A 21097-nucleotide genomic window follows, 5' to 3' on the forward strand; every position below is an offset into this window, starting at 1 on the left:
ACATGTACAGTAATCTGTTACCGACACAATCAGAGTTGATGTGAACAGAACTACCAGCAGCAACCAACGAAATAGGCCTTTTTTCAAATTCCTCTACCTCCCTGTTTATGGCTTGTTATTCAGATCAAAGTTGCTTTGGGTTTCTTTGTGCTTGTTGCTGTGCTTTTTCACCTGATCTTTCACCTTCTTGTCCTTTCATGGTGCTGACTGCATCTCGAAGTCCACCAAATGAGACGTGATCGCAATCACAAACTCCGTTTCGATCTCCCCTACCGTCTCGCTGCGGAAAAGCCTTCCTATAATCGGGAGCTGGCCTAAAACAGGCACTGCAGAAACCTCATGCTGCTTACTTTGCTGAATCAGCCCCCCGATCACAATAGTCTCACCGTCTTTAACTCTTACCGTTGTGCTCACAGAACGATCGTTAGTAGATGGCAGTCCAGAACTGGAACTAGTCCCCGCCGAATCACTAATCTCGGGATTCAATTCGATTGTTATTTCTCCAGAGGCAGACACCCACGGCCTTAATCGCAGCCGAATTCCGGTCTCGATCGAACGAAAAACAGGAACCGTATTGATTACTTCTCCATCCTGATCTGTACTAGTTTCTGGAGACCAATAACGGGTAGTTGTTAAGACATTAAAACTGGCTTCCTTACCATTGAGAGTAGTAAGCGTTGGATTAGCAAGAAGCTTGGCCTTACCCTCTTGGATTAGCGTACTTAGCAGCAAGGTAATCCTGGAACTTGCAGACCAAGCTGAACCTAATGACAATGTTAAGGGGGACTTTGCCAATAGGTCAAACTGAAGGATGCCATCTTCGCTTTGTCCGGTAAAACCAAGTTGCGTATTGGTTCTATCATTAATCTCCACAATCATCACATCAAAGACGATCTGTGGATTCCTAATATCAATCTGCTTCAGGTAGTTGCATACACTACTGATATAATCCTCGGTACCGGTTACGACTAGGGAATTCTGTTCAGCGATGACTAGGATCCGCGAACTATCAATGCTATGATTCAGATACCGTTTGGCATCGTCCGCGTTAATATGCCATAGCGGTATTACCTCGGTACGAACAGCTGCAGCAGGTGTATCGATTAGCTTGATCAACCCTTCAATTCGCTTGTTGACCTCCGGTGAACCTGTTAGCAGAACAGATTTTTGTGAGTCTATGTAGTGGAAAAGATCACTAGTAAAACGTTGGGCAATTGCGTTGGTCACTTCCTGCGGATCAGCAAACCGGATGGGTACAATCGTCATCTGGGTATCCGGAGGTTGATCCACGGTGAGAACAAACTCCTGAATAGACTCGATTACCTCAGGATTACCAAATACCACAACAGCGGACTGGCCTGGCATAACCTTGATATTTTGGCTAGGTATTGAAGGTGGCACAAGGGAAATGAGGTTACTGGGCAAAATATGCTTTAGAGAGATCACCTTCGACTGGGTAAACCCCGGGGAATCAGACCGAGGAATCACCCCTTCGCCGATAAAATAAATCCCGTCCGCCTCCAACAAGGAGAAGGTAGTACCTTTTAGCAGATATCCCAAGCCTTCTTGAAAGGTTACGCCACTTAGCCGCAGATTACTTACGTTGCCGCGCACGGCAGGATAAATCACCACCGATTGGCCTGCTTTGCTTGCCATCTCCCGAATGAGGGGTACTAAGTCACCGCCGGGAATATCTAGATAGAACTGGTCTTTCTCCCAGTGAACTAATGGTCCAGAGGTCTTGCCGCGCACTAGAAACCTATCCGGTAGAGGAAATACCGTATAGCCTTGGTCATACAAGAATGAGCACACCGCCGAAAACGGTACATCACCTGCGATGTGTCCTGTTAACCGCTCATCTTGGATGCCTCTATCCGGCACTAACCGTGGGCCACCGGCATGATATATGTCCGCTAGCAATTCACCCAAAGGCACACCCTGAAAGGCCACTTCAATACCGTCCTCATCTATTTCTAGACAATTAATCCCCTTCGACAGCACCGGTGTTATGGGAGATGCAGGTAACTGCGGCGGTGTCATTTGTACAATATAATGATTCTGCAGGTCAAGAACAGTGCCCCCACAGGATGTAACAATAACCCGCAGCATTTCATCTAAGGGCAGTTCGCCTAATTTAAGAGTTACTTTGGGATAGCCACCCGGCTCGATTAAAATATTAGCCCCCGTAGCTAGACTGATCTCACGAATGACTTCATTTAGGGCTACCTCCTGCGCATCCACGAATAACACATCGTCCAGATACGTTACCTTAATCGGACTGGGCTGACTGATTCGAAGAATTCCAGACCATGAACCGGAACTCTCCTGGCCCAATTGCTCGAGTAGATATCCGTGGGGTTCCAACAAAATCTCTACCGCAAGCTGCGGGGAAAGCTGTTCCAATGCGACGCTCACTTGGTAGGGAAACACTTGGGGCATGATAAATGTAACCCCTGTCTCTTTGCCGATCGCCGTTAACACATCCTTAAGGGGTGCACCATGCGCGGTGACATCTAGCAAGTCATCCTGGTAGGAAATCGAGAAGGACTTAGGACTAGGCCTACGCTCAATACGATAACCGTCATCAATCTCTACCAACTGCAAATCATAGGGACGAATCAAGCTCTCTAACGCTGTCTGGAATTTCAGTCCGGCTACAGCACCGGAGATCTTAATATCATTGACATTTCTATCGATCACTAGGCCCATTAAACACTTCTCTTCAGGAAAGCGCTGCAACAATTCATCTAGGAACTGATCCAAAGAGACTTCCCGTAGATGGGTAGTAAGCATGCCATCTTCTACACGCAGCAAGCTAATCTCCGCCGGCAATTCCTTCTTTGGTAGATCTACCTTCGGTAGGACTCGCACAATCCCGGAAACTTCCTCACTTACCAAATCGGCAACTGTAAGAACCGCTTGAAGAACTTCTTCTTGCTCGACTTCATATAACACAATGTTGACATCACCCTCGACTTCAGGAGCAAGAACCAGACTACAACCTAATTGCAGAGCAACTTCAGTAAGTACCTGCCGGACCGATACATCTACCGCCTTCACACTGACTAGTCCAGAGGCAAGCCGTCTCATCTGTAAAGGGAGGTCCTGATCCCAACTCAGAGCATCTTCATCGCTTGTCTCTGTCAGGTGGTCAACCGAGTCTGCTTTAGCGGTAATCTGCAATATACCCATAGACTCGTCCATCTGTAGGCCAGCAACTTGCACAACTGTTAACAGGGCTTCATTAACATCCATGTCATGGACAACTAGATCAACTTCGCCTTGTACCGTAACGGACACGGCGATATTGCGGCCAGACTGCAACGCTAGCTCACTGATCACTTTGCGCACACTTGCGTTCTCAGCTCTAATGCTAATCAGTCCCGATGAATTAACACTTATATCCATGGAGTCCTCGTTGGCGGGAGTATGCGGAGTAAACACATAGCTACTTCCCGATTGCTCCAGATCAAATCCCGCAAGTCGGGCAACTGCTTGGAAAGCATCTCTTATCGGTACCTCATACATACATAGGGTAACCGGAAATTCGGTACCACCCTTGATATAGACGGAGACTCCGGCCGCTTGGGCCATCTGCCGTACCAATGTAGACAGTGATTGATCTAATGCATCCACTGTAAAATGTTCTTCAGTAAAACTGACCCTAGATACGGACTCGTTCATCTTTGGGGACGCAGCTGGTCTTACCCAAACAATCTGATCTTCTTCCTGTAATATGAGATCATGGGTTTGTACCAGCTGTTTAAAGGCAGTAGATGCACCTACTCCGTTTAGAATGACTCTCGCTTTAGCCGATATCTCCGTATCAATAGCAAAACTAAGATCAGCGGCTTCACCGATCACTTGGAGCACATCAGCAAGGGAAGCGTCATAGGCACGAAGCCAGACTAGTCCTTCCTCGACCTGGAGGAATTCGATTCCCAACGGTAAGGCGCTTGGTTCTTTCCTTTGTGGGGTGATCCGCAAAACCCCATCTTCCTCAACGATGTCTAAGTTGGCTGTGTCTAGTATGGCCTGAAACGCTTCTTCCCAAGTAACATGATCTAGGACCAAAGACGCTGTTCCCTCTACCTTAGAAGATAGCACTATGTTTTGCCCATACTCAAGGGCTAATTTGCTTAGCACTTGGCGAACCGATACGTCTTCTGCATGAACACTGACCAGACCAGATGCATCAGTACTTAGTTCCAAAGAAGCATCATGCAGCCCTGGCGCCGTAAGGACGTACCCGATATCCCTTTGCTGGAGGGTGAAACCCGTCAACCTAGATAGGAGTACAAAGGCTTCCTCAACCGTTACGTTGTGCACGTATGTAGTGATGAGAGTATCGCTTCCGCCCTCGATATATACGAAGATACCTGCGCTACGTCCGATTTTATGCACCAGTTCTGACAGTGGCATCTGCACCACATCCACCGTAAGTAACCCGTCGATCAGCGTGACTTCGGGATCATCAGTCTGTAGCTTTGAAGGAGCCTTTACGCGTAGCATCGATCCGTCTCTTTCGACGACTAAACCATGGCCAGTTGCGATCTGTTCGAAGGCCGCAGTTGCCGGTACCCCATGGAGCATGGCGCGGGTACTAACCGTGATACCAGGCTCAACTATAAAATCAATTTCAGCGGTTTCGCCAAGAACCTGTAGCAGTTCGACAACGGGAACATCGACGGCATTGAGCCAAACAATGCCATCGTCTACCTCAAATGACTCAATTCCTGTGGGCAAAGATATTTCTTTGCGCGGGGTAACCCGTAGCATACCATCTATCTCTATAGCATCCAGGTCGACCAAACTCAGTACGTTTTCAAGAGCAGCATCCCAGGTTACACTATTTAGAACAAGGCTCACCTCTTCTTGGACATCAGAAGATATAATCAAATTTCGGCTACACTTGATCGCTAGTTCACTTAGAACTCGTCGTACAGAGACATCCTCTGCGCTAAGCGTAAGTAACCCTGCTGAGTCAATTTCGACGCAAGACTGACTGACGTCGGGGTTTGGCCCAGACGGTATATCTTTCGACAATGGTTCCTTGGGAATGATCTGCAGATGTTGGGCCGCTTCCACTATTTGCAGACCTGCAGCATCTACTATTGTCTGTAGGGCATCATTAACTTGTACATTACGTAACATCATGCTTATGCTACTATCTACCTGGGAAGATATAACTAGATTAAGGTCTGACTGATAGGCGAGCTCACTAAGTACCTGCTTTACTGATACGTCATCGGCATAAAGGTTAACTGATCCAAATTCATTGATCACCAAATGTAGGGGACTATTCTGAGCCAGGCCTGGATCAGTAAGCACATAGCTATTGTTGGTCCTTTGTAGCTTAAAGCCAGTTAGGTCCGCTATAACCTCAAAGGCTTCCCAAGCCGGTACGTCCTTAACATATAAGGTGACCACAGCATCAGTTCCACCCTCGACATAGACCGTAACGCCAAGCTCACGGGCAATTGCGCCCACCAGCTCCGTCAACGAGACGTTTCTAACATCTACCGTCAGCAGGTCATCTTGGAAGTAAACTCCTTCTATGGCACTTGTTCCGGAAGACTTGGTGTTCGGCCTAATATGTAACACAGTGTCCTTTTCTGTTACAGTCAGCTCATATGCCGAAACAAGTTGCTCAATCGCGGATGCGATCTCCACTCCGTGGAAAACTACTCTCGCCTTTGCTGATATCTGTGAGTCAACCACCAGATTTGCTTCCGCTGCTTCCCCTAGTATCTGCAACAGATCTGCCACTGGCGTTTCGAAAGCCCGCATCCAAACAGCTCCATCCGCGATAGATACCCACAGGGAGCTTTCTCCCAAAACTGGGGCCTCTACCCTAGGCTCAGTGACTTCATCTGAACTAGAATAATCCGTCTCAACCAGGTAAACTCCATTTTCTTGGCGCCACATAAGCTGATGTCCCCGCATCAGATAATCCAAAGATTCCTCAAAACCATGGCCGTTTAGACGCACATAGATGGTCTCATCTTCGTCTAAATGTGGGACCAAGCTTACTCCACACACATCAGCCATGGCGAGCAGGACCTCCCTTAGGGGGACTCCCCAAACAGAGATATCCAATAATCCTGCATCACATTCAATCCGTAATCGGTGATCATCCAAGCCCCGCCTGACTCGGTAGATATCTCCTCTTTTTTCCATGAACCACCCATAGGAGGATAGCAAGTAATCCAGTCCTTCCTCAAAGGGAACCTCGGAAAGATGAACAGTAACAAGCCCGGTTATCTCTGGGTCTGCGATGATGTTCTTACCCGTCTGGAGGGATACTGCCCGTAGTACCTCTCGAATATCTGTCTCTCTAAAATCTAGGTTTATAAAAGTACTACCAGCTATGATGCCGCCTGTACAAATAGCAATCGTAAGCAAACACATGGTTAACTGGTACCAGCTTTTGGGGTGGATTCTTCTTTTGGGCTTCATCTTTGTACCTCCAAAGGAATTGAGGTCTTTCTACCGGGTAATCTCCAGTCTTGCAACCGCGGTGCTTTTTTCCAAAACAACGTGCCCAGTCCCGATTGTCACAACTTGCTCATCCTCAAGGAAATCTCCGACTTGAACAACCTCCTGGCGACCAGAGCCTTTATGGCGCAAAACAGCGGTGGCACCTTGAACGCCATAAACCATACCGGCAATTTGCCAGGAGGATTCGTATTCTTGACACCCGTCCTCGGTGGATGTAGGCAAGATGGCAACATGTGATTCCAAAGGCGCTGAGCCAAACATCGCAAATCTAGCCCTTTCTCCACGTGAATGAGTATCTATCTGATAGTCATTCACGTCCATGTGTGCATCTCCCGAAATAAGCAGCAGACTTCTTAAGACAACTTCCATGTGGACTTGCCCATGATTGTCTAGGCGTAACCGGTCAATAACGTGAACAGGCCGTATCAGCGTAATTGTGCTTAGAAAATCAAAGAGCTCATCTATCTCACCCGTAGCCTTGATCTCCACAGCAATATTAACCAGATCCCCATTGCGCTCATCTAGTAGTAGGCTCGCAGATAGAACCTGAGTTCCCGTCGTAAGCGCTATGCTTTGAATGTTCTTAAGAAGCGCGGTACCTCCAGTCATGGTAGATGAAACCCTATAGACCACGTTCTGGAACTTGGACCACTCCAAGTTCAATACTTGATCCCTTTCATCAAAGCTACCAATTAAGTTACTCAATCCGCTAGAACGAGTCACTAGGATATGCTCGGTCTGCTTCATCTGTTCAGTTAGTGCGTCTATTTGCCGGTAAAGTGGCATCCAGACCGTCTTGGCCAGAATAATGCATACTAAGAATAATAGGAGCATCTTTTTTTGATCCCGCCCCTGGAGTATCTTCATCTTAGAGATCCCTCAAATCTGGCGTGACCTGTAGGCTGATTCCAACCCTCTCAATATATCCATCCACTCTCTCTTGCGCGGTGATTGATGTGCGTAGTGTTACGTTTTCAAACCGTTTGGCACTTTGCAGAGCGGAAATAGACTCTATGGCCGACTCTGCAGCAATAGTCAGTTCGATCGCATCTCCTTCGATGAAGAGCTGTTCCACCTTCGAATCGCTGGGTAGTATACCATCGAGATAGCTCAAAACCTCAAGGATAGCTTCACGGTCCAAAACGGTCCATCCATACTCTAATGTATCCTCAAGTTCATCTAGCCTAAGACGTTCGTCCAACACTTCGTCATAGCTTGCATCTAAGACATTTAGTTCTTGAAGAAGCACGGCGTACCTTCTTCCCATCCACTCACTAAGCCCGGCTAGCCCAACCGTAAGCACGATTAATAGCCCAGTAGCTAATAGCAAAAGCCTATCTGCCCAGTGTTTTTGTTCCTTGTTCAATCCGACAACCAGCATCGGACACGACCTGGAACGCTTATATGCACCTTGCAGAGCAAATCTAGGCCATCGAATTTCTCCCTTGCCAAGAATGATCTCGGGCACCTTCTTCTCCTCAATCGTTAAGTCTACTCCTAAGGAAGTCATGGCATCGCGCCAACTAGTACATCCTTTCAGAAACTCCGGCGCTAAGTATCCACTACTAGTCAAGGTTACTTTCAATGCCGCTTCCACGTAAAGACTATCCGGAAGTTCCTGCCATAATTCCACGTTCTCCGGGATTAGGTGGCGTAAGGACATCAAAACTAGAGTCTTACATAGTTCCGCCGGGTTGGAACCACCACTTACATATGTGGTTTCCAGCGCACCACCAACTACCCAACTCACTTCCCAAGACCCGTCGGGATATCCCGCCAACATAATCTCAGTACCCCTAGATAAGTTGCTACGTGTTGTCTCAAAGGAGGAAACCCGCATCTCCATCAATTCTAAACCACATTTTTCTAACCACTTTAGGTACTCTTCGACGCATGCTTGTCTAATAGCAGCTGTATAAACGCGTAGCTCATGCGAATCGGCTACTCTAGCCAACGCTTGGGCCACATAAGCAGGCTCTTGGATTCCCTCTAGGAGCGATTCTCTAATCAGGCTGATCCCTAACCGCATTTCCCTTCTGCTGACAAAAGATTGACGATTAATGTCCAGTACCCACTGATCCCGGGGAGTGATAAGAACACAACTAACCGCATCAATCCTTGCCTCCGCTAAGCGTTCCCGTACCTCCTGTGCGCTAGGCAGGGAAAGAGCATCATCGCATCTGATGATGGTTGAGCGCTGGGGTGGTTGGAAAGCCACAATCCACGAGCCCTGAACTTGCATGTACAGAATACGCCGGCGTCTAATCGCGATCACCCTGTTCCATCCAGGAAACTGTCTGTATCTCCCAGCAACTTGTTTGCCCGTTCCAAGTGCGTCTAACAACCGCATCAATGATAACAGGCGGGTTACCATAGCTACTACTAATACGGAAAAAAGTGGATCGAACAGTCAACCACTTCCCAATGCCAATCGGGCGAGCCTGTTCGTCAAGTAATCGTATACCTAAGACCCTCTCCACTTCTTCTAAATTGCGAAAGGGTGTCCCCTTCCTTGCCTCTATCAGCCTTCTGTATAGAGCATCCGTAAGTCCGTTCGCTTCAAACAGAACCTTAAGTACCGGAGAAGAAGCCGTATTTACATTAATCGGTCCTTCGAAAACTATCCATGGGAATACTCGCTGCATAAGCTCAGTGCTCATATGCGTAATACTCTCAAGCTCCTTTATATCCAGAGGTCTGTCCGCTCGACGGTCTCTGAGCGACTTTGCAATGACTTCTGCCTCTAGTGGAAGAGCTCCAGCAGCTCGCCACAACGCCCGCAAAACCCCTTCATCAACACTATTTAAGTTGAAACACGAGTAAACCGTGACAAGTGCTTCATCTAGGGCCAACTCGGGGTATAGGTACTTTGCCTCCAAAACAGAACTAATAAGTCCACCCCGCTCATTCCGTTCCTGTTGAAGTCTCTGTACCGATTGCGAATGACTACCACAAAGCGCACTCCACATCGGTAAATTCATCCAGTTAAGCCCGAGCTTACTTCCCTCATCCAGAATGACAACTGTACCTTCGCCCGCGCATAGACCTTTGCCCCAGTCCTCTCCGAGCCAATCGAAGTCCTCCGTATGATCACTTAACAAAAGCATTAATGCTCGATTGAGGCCTGCTCTCGCATTTAGACGTGCCTCCTCTGTTATCTTAAGTCTCAAAGCAGAATGAGCCTCAAAACGAACCCATAGTCCATATGCGCCGATTACTGCGGCAATAACCAGAGTCACTCCAAGGACATGTACCGTCGCATAGCCGTTTTCTTCCCTTAGAATAGACATCATTCCTTCGCCCCAGAGTACCTTCGTCCACAATATAAAGGAAATGTGAACACGATCGGTTCTCTATCTTGCTGTAGCCGATACTCCAAGCGAACCAGACTTGGTAGCTCTAGAGGGTCATTCCAACTCCAGGTCCAAGCACCCCGTAGTCCATCATAATATTGAAAATGCCCATCGAACACTGATAAGACTGTCATCCCGCTCCATTCATTCGAATCTAGTTTCCTCTCCAACCGCTTTAGTATCTTTCCAACAGAAGACCCTACAGTACTATCGATGATATACCGAACTTCTACCGGCAAACCGTTCTGTAAAGTATAGAAACTAAGTCCTTGCGGATCACCCACAAAGCAAACCTGGTGTAAAAGGGTCGGGAGTAAAGCCGCACAAAGGTCCGAACTCAAATATCCATAGGCCATGCTAACTTTCTGCTGGGCCATAACAGCAGAACGCCCTTTCTCTAGCTGATCAAGGGGATGGATATACAAGGAGTATAGGCTTCCAAGGGCTAGAAACAAGACGACAGAGGCAGCTAAGGCTTCTAGCAGAGTAAATCCGTCTTCATCACCCGCACCTCTACAATACGGGGGTAACAAATCCTCTCCACCGTAGCCTTCTCTCCTGCTGTTTGGACTGGGACACCGTCTCCATAACCAGTTGACCATCTTCCTCCTCCAGTCTCCATCCCACAGTACCTAGGGATCCAGGTAGCACAAACACTCCTTGTCGTAAACGTTCCGCTCCCGCATCAATCTCGGCAATCTTGCTTGAGGATAAAAGAATTTCCCACCCTTGGCTTAAGGCATTAGACAAAGTGAAATATGCAACGGTCTGGGCCTTCCAAACAGATACACCCACTATACCGATGATCACTACTGCTGCCAAAACATCGATTAGGGTGAATCCGTCCTGTTTCACAGTCATCTACTCCCAATTACCGATATCCTGGTTTTCACCTGCACCGCCAATCTGACCATCGGCACCTAAAGAGAAAAGATCATAACTGTTGGGATTGCGTTCACCGGGACGTCGATAGTGATAATCATTGCCCCAGGGATCCTTTGGTGGTCTATTCAGAAGATAGGGTCCGTTCCAGCCGGAAGGGATAGGCGGCAACGTCGGTTTAGCATATAAGGCGGCTAGACCTTGTTCTGTAGTCGGATATTGTCCTATATCCAATCGATAGTTTTCAAGGGCCGATGCGAACATCACAATCTGATTGCGCGCCGTGGTCTGCCTTGACTTCCCAACATTTTGAACGACACTGGGGCCGACAATAGCTGCTAATACACCGATTATAGCAACGACTACCAGCACTTCTAGCAGGGTAAATCCAGCTACATTCTCCGAAGAAACGCCTTGCTTTGATGCAGACAAACAAAACACCTCCAAAACCGTTTATATAGGCATGTCCATCATATTGACAACAGGTAGTAATATGCTGATGACCACAAAACCTACCACCACTGCCATCAGTAGAATCATTGCCGGTTCAAGTAATGCTGTCATGTATTTGACTCTTCGCCTGATGTCCTCATCCAGCATCCTTACTGCTTGCTCCAGAGTTCGCACCAAATCTCCCGCTTCTTCACCCATGGTCACTAGCTCAACCACACTCTCCGGAAAAATGGCCTCTCCACGGAGCGCTTGGGCCAACTGAGCTCCATCCTCGACTTTCTGTGCAGAATCATGTAATGCCCGGGTTAATCGAGCATTACCACTGGTCTTCGCACCTAATCGCATCGACTGCGGTAGGAGTACTCCTCCAGCGAGCATAGCAGCCATAGTCTTAAACATCCGCGCTGATGCAACATCCCCTATTGCAGTACCCAAGACTGGTAGCCGCAATAGTAGACTATCCCAACAGTAACCTCCCTTAGGAGTGGACCGCCACACCATAGCCCCGATCACACTCAAAACGACTACACTAATCACCATCGGACCAAAGGTCCTCACGTGATCACTTAGGCAAACTAGCATTCGAGTCGCGTGAGGAAGCTCCTCACCCCACAGCGTAAAAATGGCTAAAAACTGTGGGATCGCATAGACAAGTAGTACAACTACCACCGAAAGACTAACAACAAAAAGCAACACTGGATAAGCTATGCTAGTTAACACCAACGAGTGCAGTTCCGCATTGCCTTCAAGAACATCAGCGATGCGAAATAGGGAGGTCTCAAGTCTTCCTGAAGCCTCCCCTGCTTGGAGCATGCTCCAACCATAGAGCGGAAATCCCATAAAGCTGTTGCCCCACGCGGTAGATAACGGATTCCCTTTTCGGACCTCTTCATAGGCCGTAGAAAGAAAAACCTTTCTCTTTCTATCCAGTGGTACTTTGGTCAACAGGGCAAGACTCCGATCAACAGGTATGCCAGCCTGCAGCAATTCGGCAAGTTGCCGAACCAAAACGCTGAGTTGCCGGGCATCTATTCGCTGAGCCGTAGGCGATGCTCGCTCTAGCAATGCCCCGTGTTCCGCTCTAGTTCCGGTACCGGTTTCCTGTGGTGCAACCACTGATATCCGAAACGGCTCCAGTCCCCTTCTTCGGAGAATCAACAACGCCTCAGGACGATTAGAAGCTAGGATATGGCCTGTAGAAATCTGCCCATTAGAGTTCCTCGCTGAATAGGAGTACTGTACAAGTGCCATCACATCCGCTCCTGTACAAGACCACTACCCAGAACCCGCTGCACCTCGTCCATCGTCGTGGTTCCACAGGATGCCTTGATTCTTCCGTCTTCAATCATGGTGCGCATACCACCTTCAATGGCTAGTCTTCGAGTTTGCTCAGTATCACTGCCGGCCATGATTTCTTGTCTTAACGCTCGATCACAAATCATTAGTTCATAGATAGCTGTCCGACCATAGAAACCTTTGCCATCGCAGAAGGAGCATCCCACCGCCTCGTATGAGCCGCCACCTTCAAGCACAGGAGATTTGCATTTCGTACAAAGAACGCGGACTAGTCTTTGAGCCAATACGGCTTTGAGAGAGGAGGCAATTAAGTAGGGCTCGATACCCATATCCAAAAGGCGTGTCAGAGCGCCTGGTGCATCATTAGTATGTAAACTGGATAAGACAAGATGTCCTGTTAACGAAGCCTGAACAGCCATTTCCGCAGTTTCGCGGTCACGAATTTCCCCGACCATCAACACATCGGGATCATGGCGTAGCAGAGATCGCAGCCCATCAGCAAAAGTCAAGCCAATTTTGGGACGCACTTGAATCTGCGTAATTCCGCTTATTTCGTATTCAATAGGATCTTCTAATGTGAGGATTTTGCGTTCGGGTGACTGAATAGCGGTGAGGATTGCATACAAAGAAGTAGTCTTTCCTCCACCAGTGGGCCCCGTCACTAAAATGATCCCGGTGTTCTGTCGAAGCAACTGATTCATTCTAGATAAGTCATACTCGGATAAACCCAACTGCTGGAGGGAGCGTAAGTTTGCGGATTTATCTAATAATCGAAGAGACAAGCTTTCACCATAGACACTTGGTACTGTCGCCACCCTAATGTCGAGATCCGCAAGTCCAACCTTCATACGTATCTTGCCATCCTGAGGTAGCCTCTTTTCAGCAATGTTCATCTGTGAAAGAATTTTGATCCGACTGGCTATTGCTGAGAAAAGCTGTTTGGGTGGTGCCAATTGCTCGTAAAGTATGCCATCGATCCGATACCGTAGTGATACCCCATCTTGGGTGGGCTCAAGATGAATATCGCTTGCTCTTTTGCGATAGGCCTCACATATAATGGCGTCAACTAGGCGAACAACGGGAGCCTTCCAAGCTACATCCTCTATGGCTTCAGACGTCTGCGCCAATTGCCCTAGCTCTTCAAGATCTTCCTCGGAAAGGTCGGCTAGGGTATCCATTACCGAAGGTTCCTTATCAAGGAACTCAACCGTATCCCTATTAATGTAGATTAGATCATTGGTGATACCGTGAGTAATCTGCTGGTTCTGAAACGACAAGAGATCCAGTGGATTTGACGTAACTGCCACTAACCTCGAACCACCGGGATCACGAACAAAGACTGTTGCAGTGGATGGGGCGCATTCGACCCTCACAGGAGTATCCACAGGGAATTCTATACTCAGAAGCTCGATAAGATCCTTTGAGGGAATCTTCTTCATAAACTAACCCCCGGTACTATCGTTCAAAGAAGTGTGCTGTCTACTGGTGAAATTACGAATTGAAGTCTATTGTAGTATTACTTCGACATACTACCTGTTTCTTCCTCCTTCGGATATTCTTGGTCCTGGGGTTTTAGCAAAACCCGGCGAAAAAAAGAGAAGGGCTAATCGGATCCTAAGACAACGGAATGAGAATACCCGGCGCAATAGAATTGCCTTTTTACTCAAGCGGCGATAGTAACCTGACCGTGAGGTTAGGTAATCCCTCCCGTCTTCTACTTCCCATGCAGATTCGAAATCCCATTCAACATATGTCGTCTTCCTAACCAGTAGTGGTTTTGGGGGGTTCCTTTTCCGAGATCGAGCACTCCAGTACCGTCTGTATCGTAAAACCTGTCCGTGATGTTGCCTGATTTAGAGGCAATATGCCCACCCCTTGTCATAACCTTTCGGATATGCCAGGTAGCATAACTATACATGGCATCCCAGTATTAGTCCCCACCAAACCACCCAAACCGGCTCTGTTACAACACTTGTAGCCTAGCTATTGCAGATTTCACCGGCATTATATCCGACAAGACCACCACCCTCTACATTGCCTACGGCATAGCAACTAACGATACTGCCATGATTCCGGCCAACCACTTCCCATACACCTAATACACTCCCGCTTACAAAGCAATTAATCACCTTTACATCCGCTTATAGGATCGCTCCGACTGGCCCACCTACCCGGGAAGCTTCGTCTCGGATATCGACAGCCTTCAGCTTTATGTTCTTTAGCTCAGCACCTGACCAAGGTAACTAGATAGTCCTACAGATGCGATTTGCGACCAGATTGATAATCAGTAGCCATCTCCATCATACGTTTCCTGTAAAGGCCTTTGCCTAGGAGACTATCTCTATCCTTTTCTCCTAAGTGACGAACTCACACAATGGTAATTTCTAAGGAACCCGACACAAAGACGGGAATTGGCATCCTTACCGACTACGAGGAACTAGACCCATCGTCAAAGCAAGTCGTAGCAGAGAAGTTGGTCACCTTCTACTTTGCCCCTGAGATCAAGCGGATCTACCATATTGGGGAGAAGTCCGGGAAAGGTATAATCTGCGACGGATCTCAAAACGGCCCATGGTCATCAATGACGTTGATGGAAACCGGTATGAAATCAAAGACTAGAACAAACTGAACAAACACAGTCGTTGTGTGTTAGATACTCATATGTAAAAGGAAGGAGCTGCTGCTCCTCCCTCTTACTGCCTATTGAAAACCGTTCCTAACCGATACTCATTCCAGACATTCTCGAACCAGAAATCATCCTGGGGTATGGGCCTTACCGGTACCCATTCCACATGGAATCTCTCTCCGTCGAACCTTAGCTGCTGGATCTGCCCCCGCAGCCTTTGATCTTCACCGACGGCTCTCCAGCTCCCAAGCTGAGGCAAGAGTTCCTCTCCATCTCCAGCGAGTACCAAATAGGAACCCCGACTACCGCCACCCCTTTGCAGGTAGGCGTCAATTCCGGTCAGGACCGCTAAGTGCATCAGACAGAGTTGCCGGTCCTGGAAGAACTCTACCAGTTCCCCACGACCCGCTAAGCGTATATCCCCTTGTTTAAACCGCTGCCACTGTCCTTTGGCATCCATTAGTGCTTGCTCCACATCCTCCCGTCGCCTGATGTGGGCGGCGCATTTACTCATGCGCTCTTGCATCCTTTGACGCTCCATAGTCCTTGGACTAGCTTTCCTTATTGCCAACACCCTATTTGCTAGCTCCCACTTGCTCTGGATCTGGTCAAGTACACTTTGGCAGAACTCGTCATACCCCAGGGAGGAAGTTGCATAGCTATGAGCGATATACTGGGCCGCCCGATATCCCCCCACCTGTCCTGAATTTAGCGCCGCGCCTCCGGGCCGATACACCCCATGGCTCCCATTGGCCTCACCAATAGGAAAAAGATGCTCTAGCTCAGATTCCCAAAAGATATCTGCGGCCAAACCTCCGTTATGGTGCTGGGCACACACGGCAATTTCCAAGGGTTCTTTGGTCAAATCAATTCCATGTTCCTCATACAGGTCTACGGCCTTAGGATTCATATGCAGTAAGCGATCAATGGGTTGGCCGAATAGGGCCTTGGAGTTACTCAGATAATTGAAGGCCTCCGGTTCCAGGTTACCAAAGGCAAATTCCTCAAGGACCCCCCCACCACTGGGATTATGGCGAAAATCTAAAAACACCCTTCTGCCCCGCTGTACCGTCTCAATATAAACAAGAAGATCAATTAAGGAAGAACCATAGTTAGCGATTTTTCGTGGATCAAAGGGCCATTGGTAACCTTTGAGAAAAATGGCACTGGCCAGTTTACCTAACGAGGGAAAGTATTCGTTTAGAAACTGCCGCTTATCTTGGCCCCTTTGGTCCGTACTGATGTATCGGGGAATCACCTGCTGGTAGGTCCCGGACACATTCCACCGGAATTTGGTGGAGGCAAGTCCATACTGCCATTCGGTGACATTTGCCAAGGGAGCACCCACCTCCACCGCAATACCACTGCTGCCGAGATGACCCTCGGGGTATACTGAGGTGGCGTAAAGTCCACCGACGCCACCGGTACCAAGTACCAGATTCTCGCAGCAAAACGCGGTGAAACCGTAATTATCATCTTCCAGTCTGGTCTTGTCAATACCAAGGGCCCCGACCACCCGTTTTTGCTCTTTGCAAGTCAACAGGGCAATGATCTCATGTTTATCTAAGATGGGAATGTGTCTTTGCTCTACTTGTTGCAACAGACTCATCACCATCATCCGAGAGGTCCAAGGCCCCGCAGAGGTAGCCCGCATGCGTGGGTCATGATCTGTTTTGTACCCTACATACCCCCCTAGATGATTATGGGGAAAAGGAACACCTATCTGCACCAGATGATAAAACTCCTGGGCCGATAATGTAGCCTCCACCAACGCAATATCCCCATGCATGCAACCGCCAGCAAAAAGGGTGCGGGCCATTTCGTAGGCAGAGTCAGGCTCATCACCAAACAGGGAAAGCTTGTAATAGGTCTGTTTATCCGAACCGGAGTTGTGTGATGTGCCACCGCCCAACCTTTCGGTAGCAATAATAACCTCATGAACTCCAAGATCATGAAGATGCACCGCACAGTTAAGACTGGCAGCACCACTTCCCACAATAAGGGTATTACAAAGATGGACCGGGATAGAGATATCCCCAAGGTCTAGCTGTTTGGTGATCATCGTCTTTGCCCCCTTGACATCACCACTTCCTTCTTCTCATCCACCATGACTATAGCGGTCTTTGGGCAACGGACATAGCACATGCCACATCCATCACAATCATCGTTTACAACATAGCCTGCATCGGACTTATCTATTGCAAAGAAGGTACAAACCCGCTGACACGTACCACATCGGGTACACAAGTCTTGATCGATATGGGCTGTAAGCCAATGCCTACGGTCTACTTGGTCTGTGCCCTTCAGTTTGGGAATAATTCTTCCTCTTAGTTCGCCAACATTTTGGTAACCCTTACCTAACAGGTGCTTTTCTAGACCTTGGTTCAATCTAGCGAAGACCTCATACCCTTGCATGAACACCGCGGTACATACTTGCACCACCGTAGCCCCACATAGTAAATACTTGACTACATCCTTGGCCTCAGCGACACCACCACTACCACTAATCTGACACTCTACCCTAGGGTAAATCTGACTGATCCACCGCAGGGGATACTGGATCGCCCAGGGTCCCCCATGGCCAGCATAGCCCCCATGCAAAACCGGTTCTTCCCTGTCCGCATCAATCTCAAGACCGGTCATCCGGTTAAAGATCACAACGGCATCGGCCCCGTTTTTCTCCACATCTAAGGCCACATTCATTGGCGATGTGAGCATGGGACTCAGCTTTGCAACTAAAGGTAGCGAAACATTCCGCCGCACCAGGTCAACTATCGCCGCGATCTCTTCTTCGACGTTTAGCCCACGAAAGGTGACCGAACCATGGGGACATGATACATTAAGTTCTAGGGCATCGGCACCGGCCTCTTCACACATCTTCGCATAACGAACCCAGCCTTCCTGACTGGTGCAATTAATGCTAGCGATTACTGGTATCTCCAGGGACTCTTTAGCCCTTCGGATCTCTTCCGCATAGCGCTCTACATCCCACACACTAGCTTGCTCGTAGGAGTAAAAGGACCAGGTCTTGTAACTGCCTAGGTTATGTTCGATAATATGAAAGCGGGGAGTAGGAGCCTGACGACAGACTTCCTGTTCAAATAGGCTTTTCATCACCACCGCTCCGGCACCGTGATCCTCACATCGTTTCATGCCATCAACTGTCCCAGTAATATTGGACGATGCAGCGATTACCGGGCTTTTTAGGTGTAAACCCACATATTCTGTGTGTAGTAGGTTGCTCATTCGTTTCACTCTCCTGTTGCTATTTAAACTCAAGAACACCTTTGATCATCTCTTGGTTGGCCATCATTTCCAAGGCTAACCCAGCCTCTTCTAGGGGCATACGGTGGCTAACGAACCCCCGGAAGGCATCGGGGTTGTTGCATAGTACCGCTAACGCATGCTGGGTATGCCGGGTATCGCTGACCCATACTCCTTGGATCCTTAGGTTCTTCTTCACGACATCCTCAAAGCAATCCAGCTCCATAGTACCAGCTGGTACCCCAAATCCTACGGAAAGATAGGTACCCCCTTGCCGCACGAGCCCGATTCCTTCCACAAAAGCGGGAATGGTTCCCGCTGCCTCCAAGGCTACATCCACCCCACGGCCATAGGTAGCATCTAGGATAATCTGTCTCCGCTCTTCCACCGATGTTTTCCGCCGATTCAAAACCATGGTTGCGCCCATCTGTTCCGCCAATTGCAGTCGAGACTCGGTCCCGCTAATCATGATGATTTGGGAGGCACCGCTTTGCTTGGCAAAGGCCACGGCAAAAAGCCCCAAAGGTCCGGCTCCTTGGATCAACAAAATATCACCAAATTGGGGTCTGCCCAGTTCAAAGGCATGGGCCACAGTGGCTCCGGAACAGGATGCAGACACCAGCACCGCCGGGTCGATCGCCTGCGGATCGACAGAGAAGATATCGGTACCTGGCTCTAGCATAATGTGCTGGGCATAGCAACCAAGTAGGTGGGGACTTTCCGCAAAGCCCCGGTGGATCCCATATACCCACCGGTCTTGGCATAGTTCAGGGGTACGGGCAATCTGGCAGTAATAGCATCTACCACAGCTAACCCCCCGGTTCCAAAGAATAAAATCGCCTTCCTTAAGTGGTTTTCCGTTTACATCAACAGCCTCTGTGCTGAGTTTCTCAATATACCCCACACCCTCATGCCCGAGGATCATTGGTAATGGCACTCGAGCATCTTCACCATGCCACATGGAAACATCGGAACCGCAGATACCTGCATAGCTCATTCTGACTAGGATCTGGCCTTCGGCCAATGCCGGAATCTCCACTTCCCTTAGCACTAGAGGTTGGTTGAATCTCTCCATCACCATTGCTTTCGTCTTTGTCATAACGCACCCTCCCGTAATGAATATCGTTATTGGTCAATTGCATTGCAGGCGAAGCCTACTGTTGTTTCGCGTCCTGACTCTTAATCAGGGTTCCTTCGCTTGGCTCAACCTAGGGTTTTACCCCCTTCCAGCCTCTACTTGACACTGTCTCGTTTAACAATCTCCACCGGCAGTACAGTAAGCCCCTTAGCAGGAGAACCCTCTGCTAGATCAATGGCCACTTGGGCTGCCTCGGCTCCCATTTTATATGTCGGCAGACGAATCGTAGTCAAAGCCGGGCTTACCAGCACCGCTGAACGAATGTCGTCGAAACCAATTACTGATACCCTATGGGGGACCTCAATTCCCATATCGCGACAAGCCCGCATACAACCAATAGCCATCATATCGTTGGTTGCGTAAAAGGCCTGGGGTAGTCCTTCGCTTGTGATCATGTCCCTGACTAGAGCATAGGCGCGCTCCTCAAGAAATTCCCCGGCAAGCTCAGCACAAACCTCAAGGTTATGGGTCCCACACCCTTCAAGAAAGCCAAGAAATCTATCCTGTGCAACAGGAATATCCCCCGGTCCTTTGAGAATCGCCACCTTTTCTATGCCGCGGGACGCTAGATACTCTGCGGCTAGTCTGCCCCCCTCCCGATTGGCTGCATCAACATAATACATGCCGGGTAGCTGTGGTCCCCGCCTGTTCACCAAAACCAAAGGCACACCCCATTCCTGAAGCGAGGGAAGAAGGGGGTCCTCTTCCTTGGTTCCCATAACGATGAAAGCATCAGTGCGGCGATCGGTGATCAGGGGTCCCTCCTTTCCCTGAGGTGGAGGGGTATAGAGCACTAAATGATACCCCCGGGTTGCGGCCATCTCAGCGATACCACTTACTACCTCAGTAAAATAGGGATTACCGAAATACAGGGAGAGGCCACAAGGGACAACCAACCCGATGGCCCGGTTCTTGCTTTGCACAAGACCCCGGGCCGCCGCGTTGGGTCGGTACCCCATTTCCTCTAGGATCTTGCGGATATGGGACCGGGTCTTCTCCCCCACCCCGGGACTTCCCGTAAGCACCCTAGAGACTGTTGATGGCGCAACACCTGCCCTTTTAGCCACATCTTTAATGGTCACATCGTTTTTCTTCACCCTATAACTCCCCCACGCAAACGTTTGCGTAATCCCTAATATATTACGCTATCCTAAGTACGAATTCCTGCTTTTAGGTCAGAAAACTACCGGAACCTCCTGTCGCAGGCTCACCATGGGGGGCACCACACTGCAGTCGTAGGCCACAGTGCACACGCCTGCGTCCTTTGCTTGGCGAAGGGCCTGTGCAAACTTGGGATCCGTGGTGCCATTGGCCCGAAATGATAAGGCATCCTCCCGCTGAATGACAAACAGCACAACACAAAGGTAGCCTTGTTGCGCTAACACAATCAGCTCTTCTAGGTGTTTCAGTCCCCGTTGGGTGGGAGCATCGGGAAACATGGCACAACCCTGTTCCACCAAGGCAGCACTTCCGCAACTAAGATGGCAAAACCAGGTTAAGGAAATAGTGTTTATGCACGTTAGGCACATTATCATATGTATTGGGAACTATCGAAAAAGTTATCAGGCAATTCGCGCGCATTGA

17 protein-coding genes are annotated in these 21097 nt (G+C 48.9%); 2 read left to right on the top strand and 15 right to left on the bottom strand.

From position 1 onward, the window contains the following. Window positions 1–195: 195 nt before the first annotated feature. The 9 genes from M0Q40_10145 to M0Q40_10185 are packed head-to-tail and all read right to left on the bottom strand — an operon-like array spanning window position 196 to window position 13924. On the bottom strand, window positions 196–6459 hold the full coding sequence (locus M0Q40_10145) for a hypothetical protein (GenBank protein ID MCK9222961.1): 6264 nt from the start codon (window positions 6457–6459) through the stop codon (window positions 196–198). 30 nt (window positions 6460–6489) lie between these two features. Further along, on the bottom strand, window positions 6490–7368 hold the full coding sequence (locus tag M0Q40_10150; protein MCK9222962.1) for a type II secretion system protein M: 879 nt from the start codon (window positions 7366–7368) through the stop codon (window positions 6490–6492). A gap of 1 nt (window position 7369) precedes the next feature. Beyond that, a complete protein-coding gene (locus tag M0Q40_10155; GenBank protein MCK9222963.1) occupies window positions 7370–8776 on the bottom strand; it encodes a hypothetical protein in 1407 nt (468 codons plus the stop codon). Continuing rightward, a complete protein-coding gene (locus tag M0Q40_10160) occupies window positions 8763–9791 on the bottom strand; it encodes a general secretion pathway protein GspK (GenBank protein MCK9222964.1) in 1029 nt (342 codons plus the stop codon). Before M0Q40_10160 ends, M0Q40_10155 begins: the two co-directional genes overlap by 14 nt. Further along, complete coding sequence (locus M0Q40_10165) at window positions 9791–10387, bottom strand: hypothetical protein (protein ID MCK9222965.1); 597 nt, start codon at window positions 10385–10387, stop codon at window positions 9791–9793. Before M0Q40_10165 ends, M0Q40_10160 begins: the two co-directional genes overlap by 1 nt. Next, a complete protein-coding gene (locus M0Q40_10170; GenBank protein ID MCK9222966.1) occupies window positions 10368–10709 on the bottom strand; it encodes a prepilin-type N-terminal cleavage/methylation domain-containing protein in 342 nt (113 codons plus the stop codon). The genes M0Q40_10165 and M0Q40_10170 overlap by 20 nt, the downstream gene beginning before the upstream one ends. A 6-nt stretch (window positions 10710–10715) precedes the next feature. Then, window positions 10716–11168 (bottom strand): type II secretion system major pseudopilin GspG, encoded by a 453-nt coding sequence (gspG, locus tag M0Q40_10175; protein ID MCK9222967.1) that lies wholly within the window; start codon window positions 11166–11168, stop codon window positions 10716–10718. Window positions 11169–11189: 21 nt separating this feature from the next. Beyond that, window positions 11190–12440 (bottom strand): type II secretion system F family protein, encoded by a 1251-nt coding sequence (locus tag M0Q40_10180; GenBank protein MCK9222968.1) that lies wholly within the window; start codon window positions 12438–12440, stop codon window positions 11190–11192. Beyond that, window positions 12440–13924, bottom strand: a complete 1485-nt coding sequence (locus M0Q40_10185) for a GspE/PulE family protein (protein ID MCK9222969.1) — start codon at window positions 13922–13924, stop codon at window positions 12440–12442. Before M0Q40_10185 ends, M0Q40_10180 begins: the two co-directional genes overlap by 1 nt. Before the next feature lie 46 nt (window positions 13925–13970). Here M0Q40_10185 and M0Q40_10190 point away from each other — a divergent pair, with 46 nt between their 5' ends. Further along, the gene (locus M0Q40_10190) at window positions 13971–14162 is read left to right on the top strand and encodes a hypothetical protein (GenBank protein ID MCK9222970.1); all 192 of its coding nucleotides are present in this window, start codon (window positions 13971–13973) and stop codon (window positions 14160–14162) included. 302 nt (window positions 14163–14464) lie between these two features. Here M0Q40_10190 and M0Q40_10195 read toward each other — a convergent pair whose 3' ends face one another. Then, window positions 14465–14614 carry a hypothetical protein gene (locus tag M0Q40_10195; protein ID MCK9222971.1) on the bottom strand — a complete coding sequence of 50 codons (150 nt, stop codon included), beginning with the start codon at window positions 14612–14614 and terminating at the stop codon, window positions 14465–14467. Between the two features lie 245 nt (window positions 14615–14859). Between M0Q40_10195 and M0Q40_10200 the strand changes: the two genes are divergently transcribed. Next, a complete protein-coding gene (locus M0Q40_10200; GenBank protein ID MCK9222972.1) occupies window positions 14860–15114 on the top strand; it encodes a DUF1854 domain-containing protein in 255 nt (84 codons plus the stop codon). A 64-nt stretch (window positions 15115–15178) separates the two neighbouring features. Here the strand turns inward: M0Q40_10200 and M0Q40_10205 are convergent, their stop codons facing one another. The 5 genes from M0Q40_10205 to M0Q40_10225 all read right to left on the bottom strand — a co-directional run bounded on the left by M0Q40_10205 (window position 15179) and on the right by M0Q40_10225 (window position 20970). Next, window positions 15179–17173 (bottom strand): FAD-binding protein, encoded by a 1995-nt coding sequence (locus tag M0Q40_10205; GenBank protein MCK9222973.1) that lies wholly within the window; start codon window positions 17171–17173, stop codon window positions 15179–15181. Further along, entirely contained in the window at window positions 17170–18357 is a 1188-nt protein-coding gene (locus M0Q40_10210) for a 4Fe-4S binding protein (GenBank protein ID MCK9222974.1), read from the bottom strand. Before M0Q40_10210 ends, M0Q40_10205 begins: the two co-directional genes overlap by 4 nt. 19 nt (window positions 18358–18376) lie before the next feature. Next, entirely contained in the window at window positions 18377–19474 is a 1098-nt protein-coding gene (locus M0Q40_10215) for a zinc-binding dehydrogenase (protein MCK9222975.1), read from the bottom strand. Window positions 19475–19608: 134 nt separating this feature from the next. After that, window positions 19609–20610 carry a LacI family transcriptional regulator gene (locus M0Q40_10220; protein ID MCK9222976.1) on the bottom strand — a complete coding sequence of 334 codons (1002 nt, stop codon included), beginning with the start codon at window positions 20608–20610 and terminating at the stop codon, window positions 19609–19611. Between the two features lie 78 nt (window positions 20611–20688). Next, window positions 20689–20970 carry a DNA/RNA nuclease SfsA gene (locus M0Q40_10225; protein MCK9222977.1) on the bottom strand — a complete coding sequence of 94 codons (282 nt, stop codon included), beginning with the start codon at window positions 20968–20970 and terminating at the stop codon, window positions 20689–20691. Window positions 20971–21097: the final 127 nt, after the last annotated feature.

This window comes from Limnochordia bacterium (genome assembly GCA_023230925.1).
GTDB lineage: Bacteria > Bacillota > Limnochordia > DUMW01 > DUMW01 > JALNWK01.

Coding starts and splice junctions, on each gene's coding strand:
- M0Q40_10145 (MCK9222961.1), bottom strand. CDS start 6,459: ATGAAGCCCAAAAGAAGAATCCACCCCAAAAGCTGGTACCAGTTAACC.
- M0Q40_10150 (MCK9222962.1), bottom strand. CDS start 7,368: ATGAAGATACTCCAGGGGCGGGATCAAAAAAAGATGCTCCTATTATTC.
- M0Q40_10160 (MCK9222964.1), bottom strand. CDS start 9,791: ATGTCTATTCTAAGGGAAGAAAACGGCTATGCGACGGTACATGTCCTT.
- M0Q40_10180 (MCK9222968.1), bottom strand. CDS start 12,440: ATGGCACTTGTACAGTACTCCTATTCAGCGAGGAACTCTAATGGGCAG.
- M0Q40_10185 (MCK9222969.1), bottom strand. CDS start 13,924: ATGAAGAAGATTCCCTCAAAGGATCTTATCGAGCTTCTGAGTATAGAA.
- M0Q40_10200 (MCK9222972.1), top strand. CDS start 14,860: ATGGTAATTTCTAAGGAACCCGACACAAAGACGGGAATTGGCATCCTT.
- M0Q40_10205 (MCK9222973.1), bottom strand. CDS start 17,173: ATGATCACCAAACAGCTAGACCTTGGGGATATCTCTATCCCGGTCCAT.
- M0Q40_10210 (MCK9222974.1), bottom strand. CDS start 18,357: ATGAGCAACCTACTACACACAGAATATGTGGGTTTACACCTAAAAAGC.
- M0Q40_10215 (MCK9222975.1), bottom strand. CDS start 19,474: ATGACAAAGACGAAAGCAATGGTGATGGAGAGATTCAACCAACCTCTA.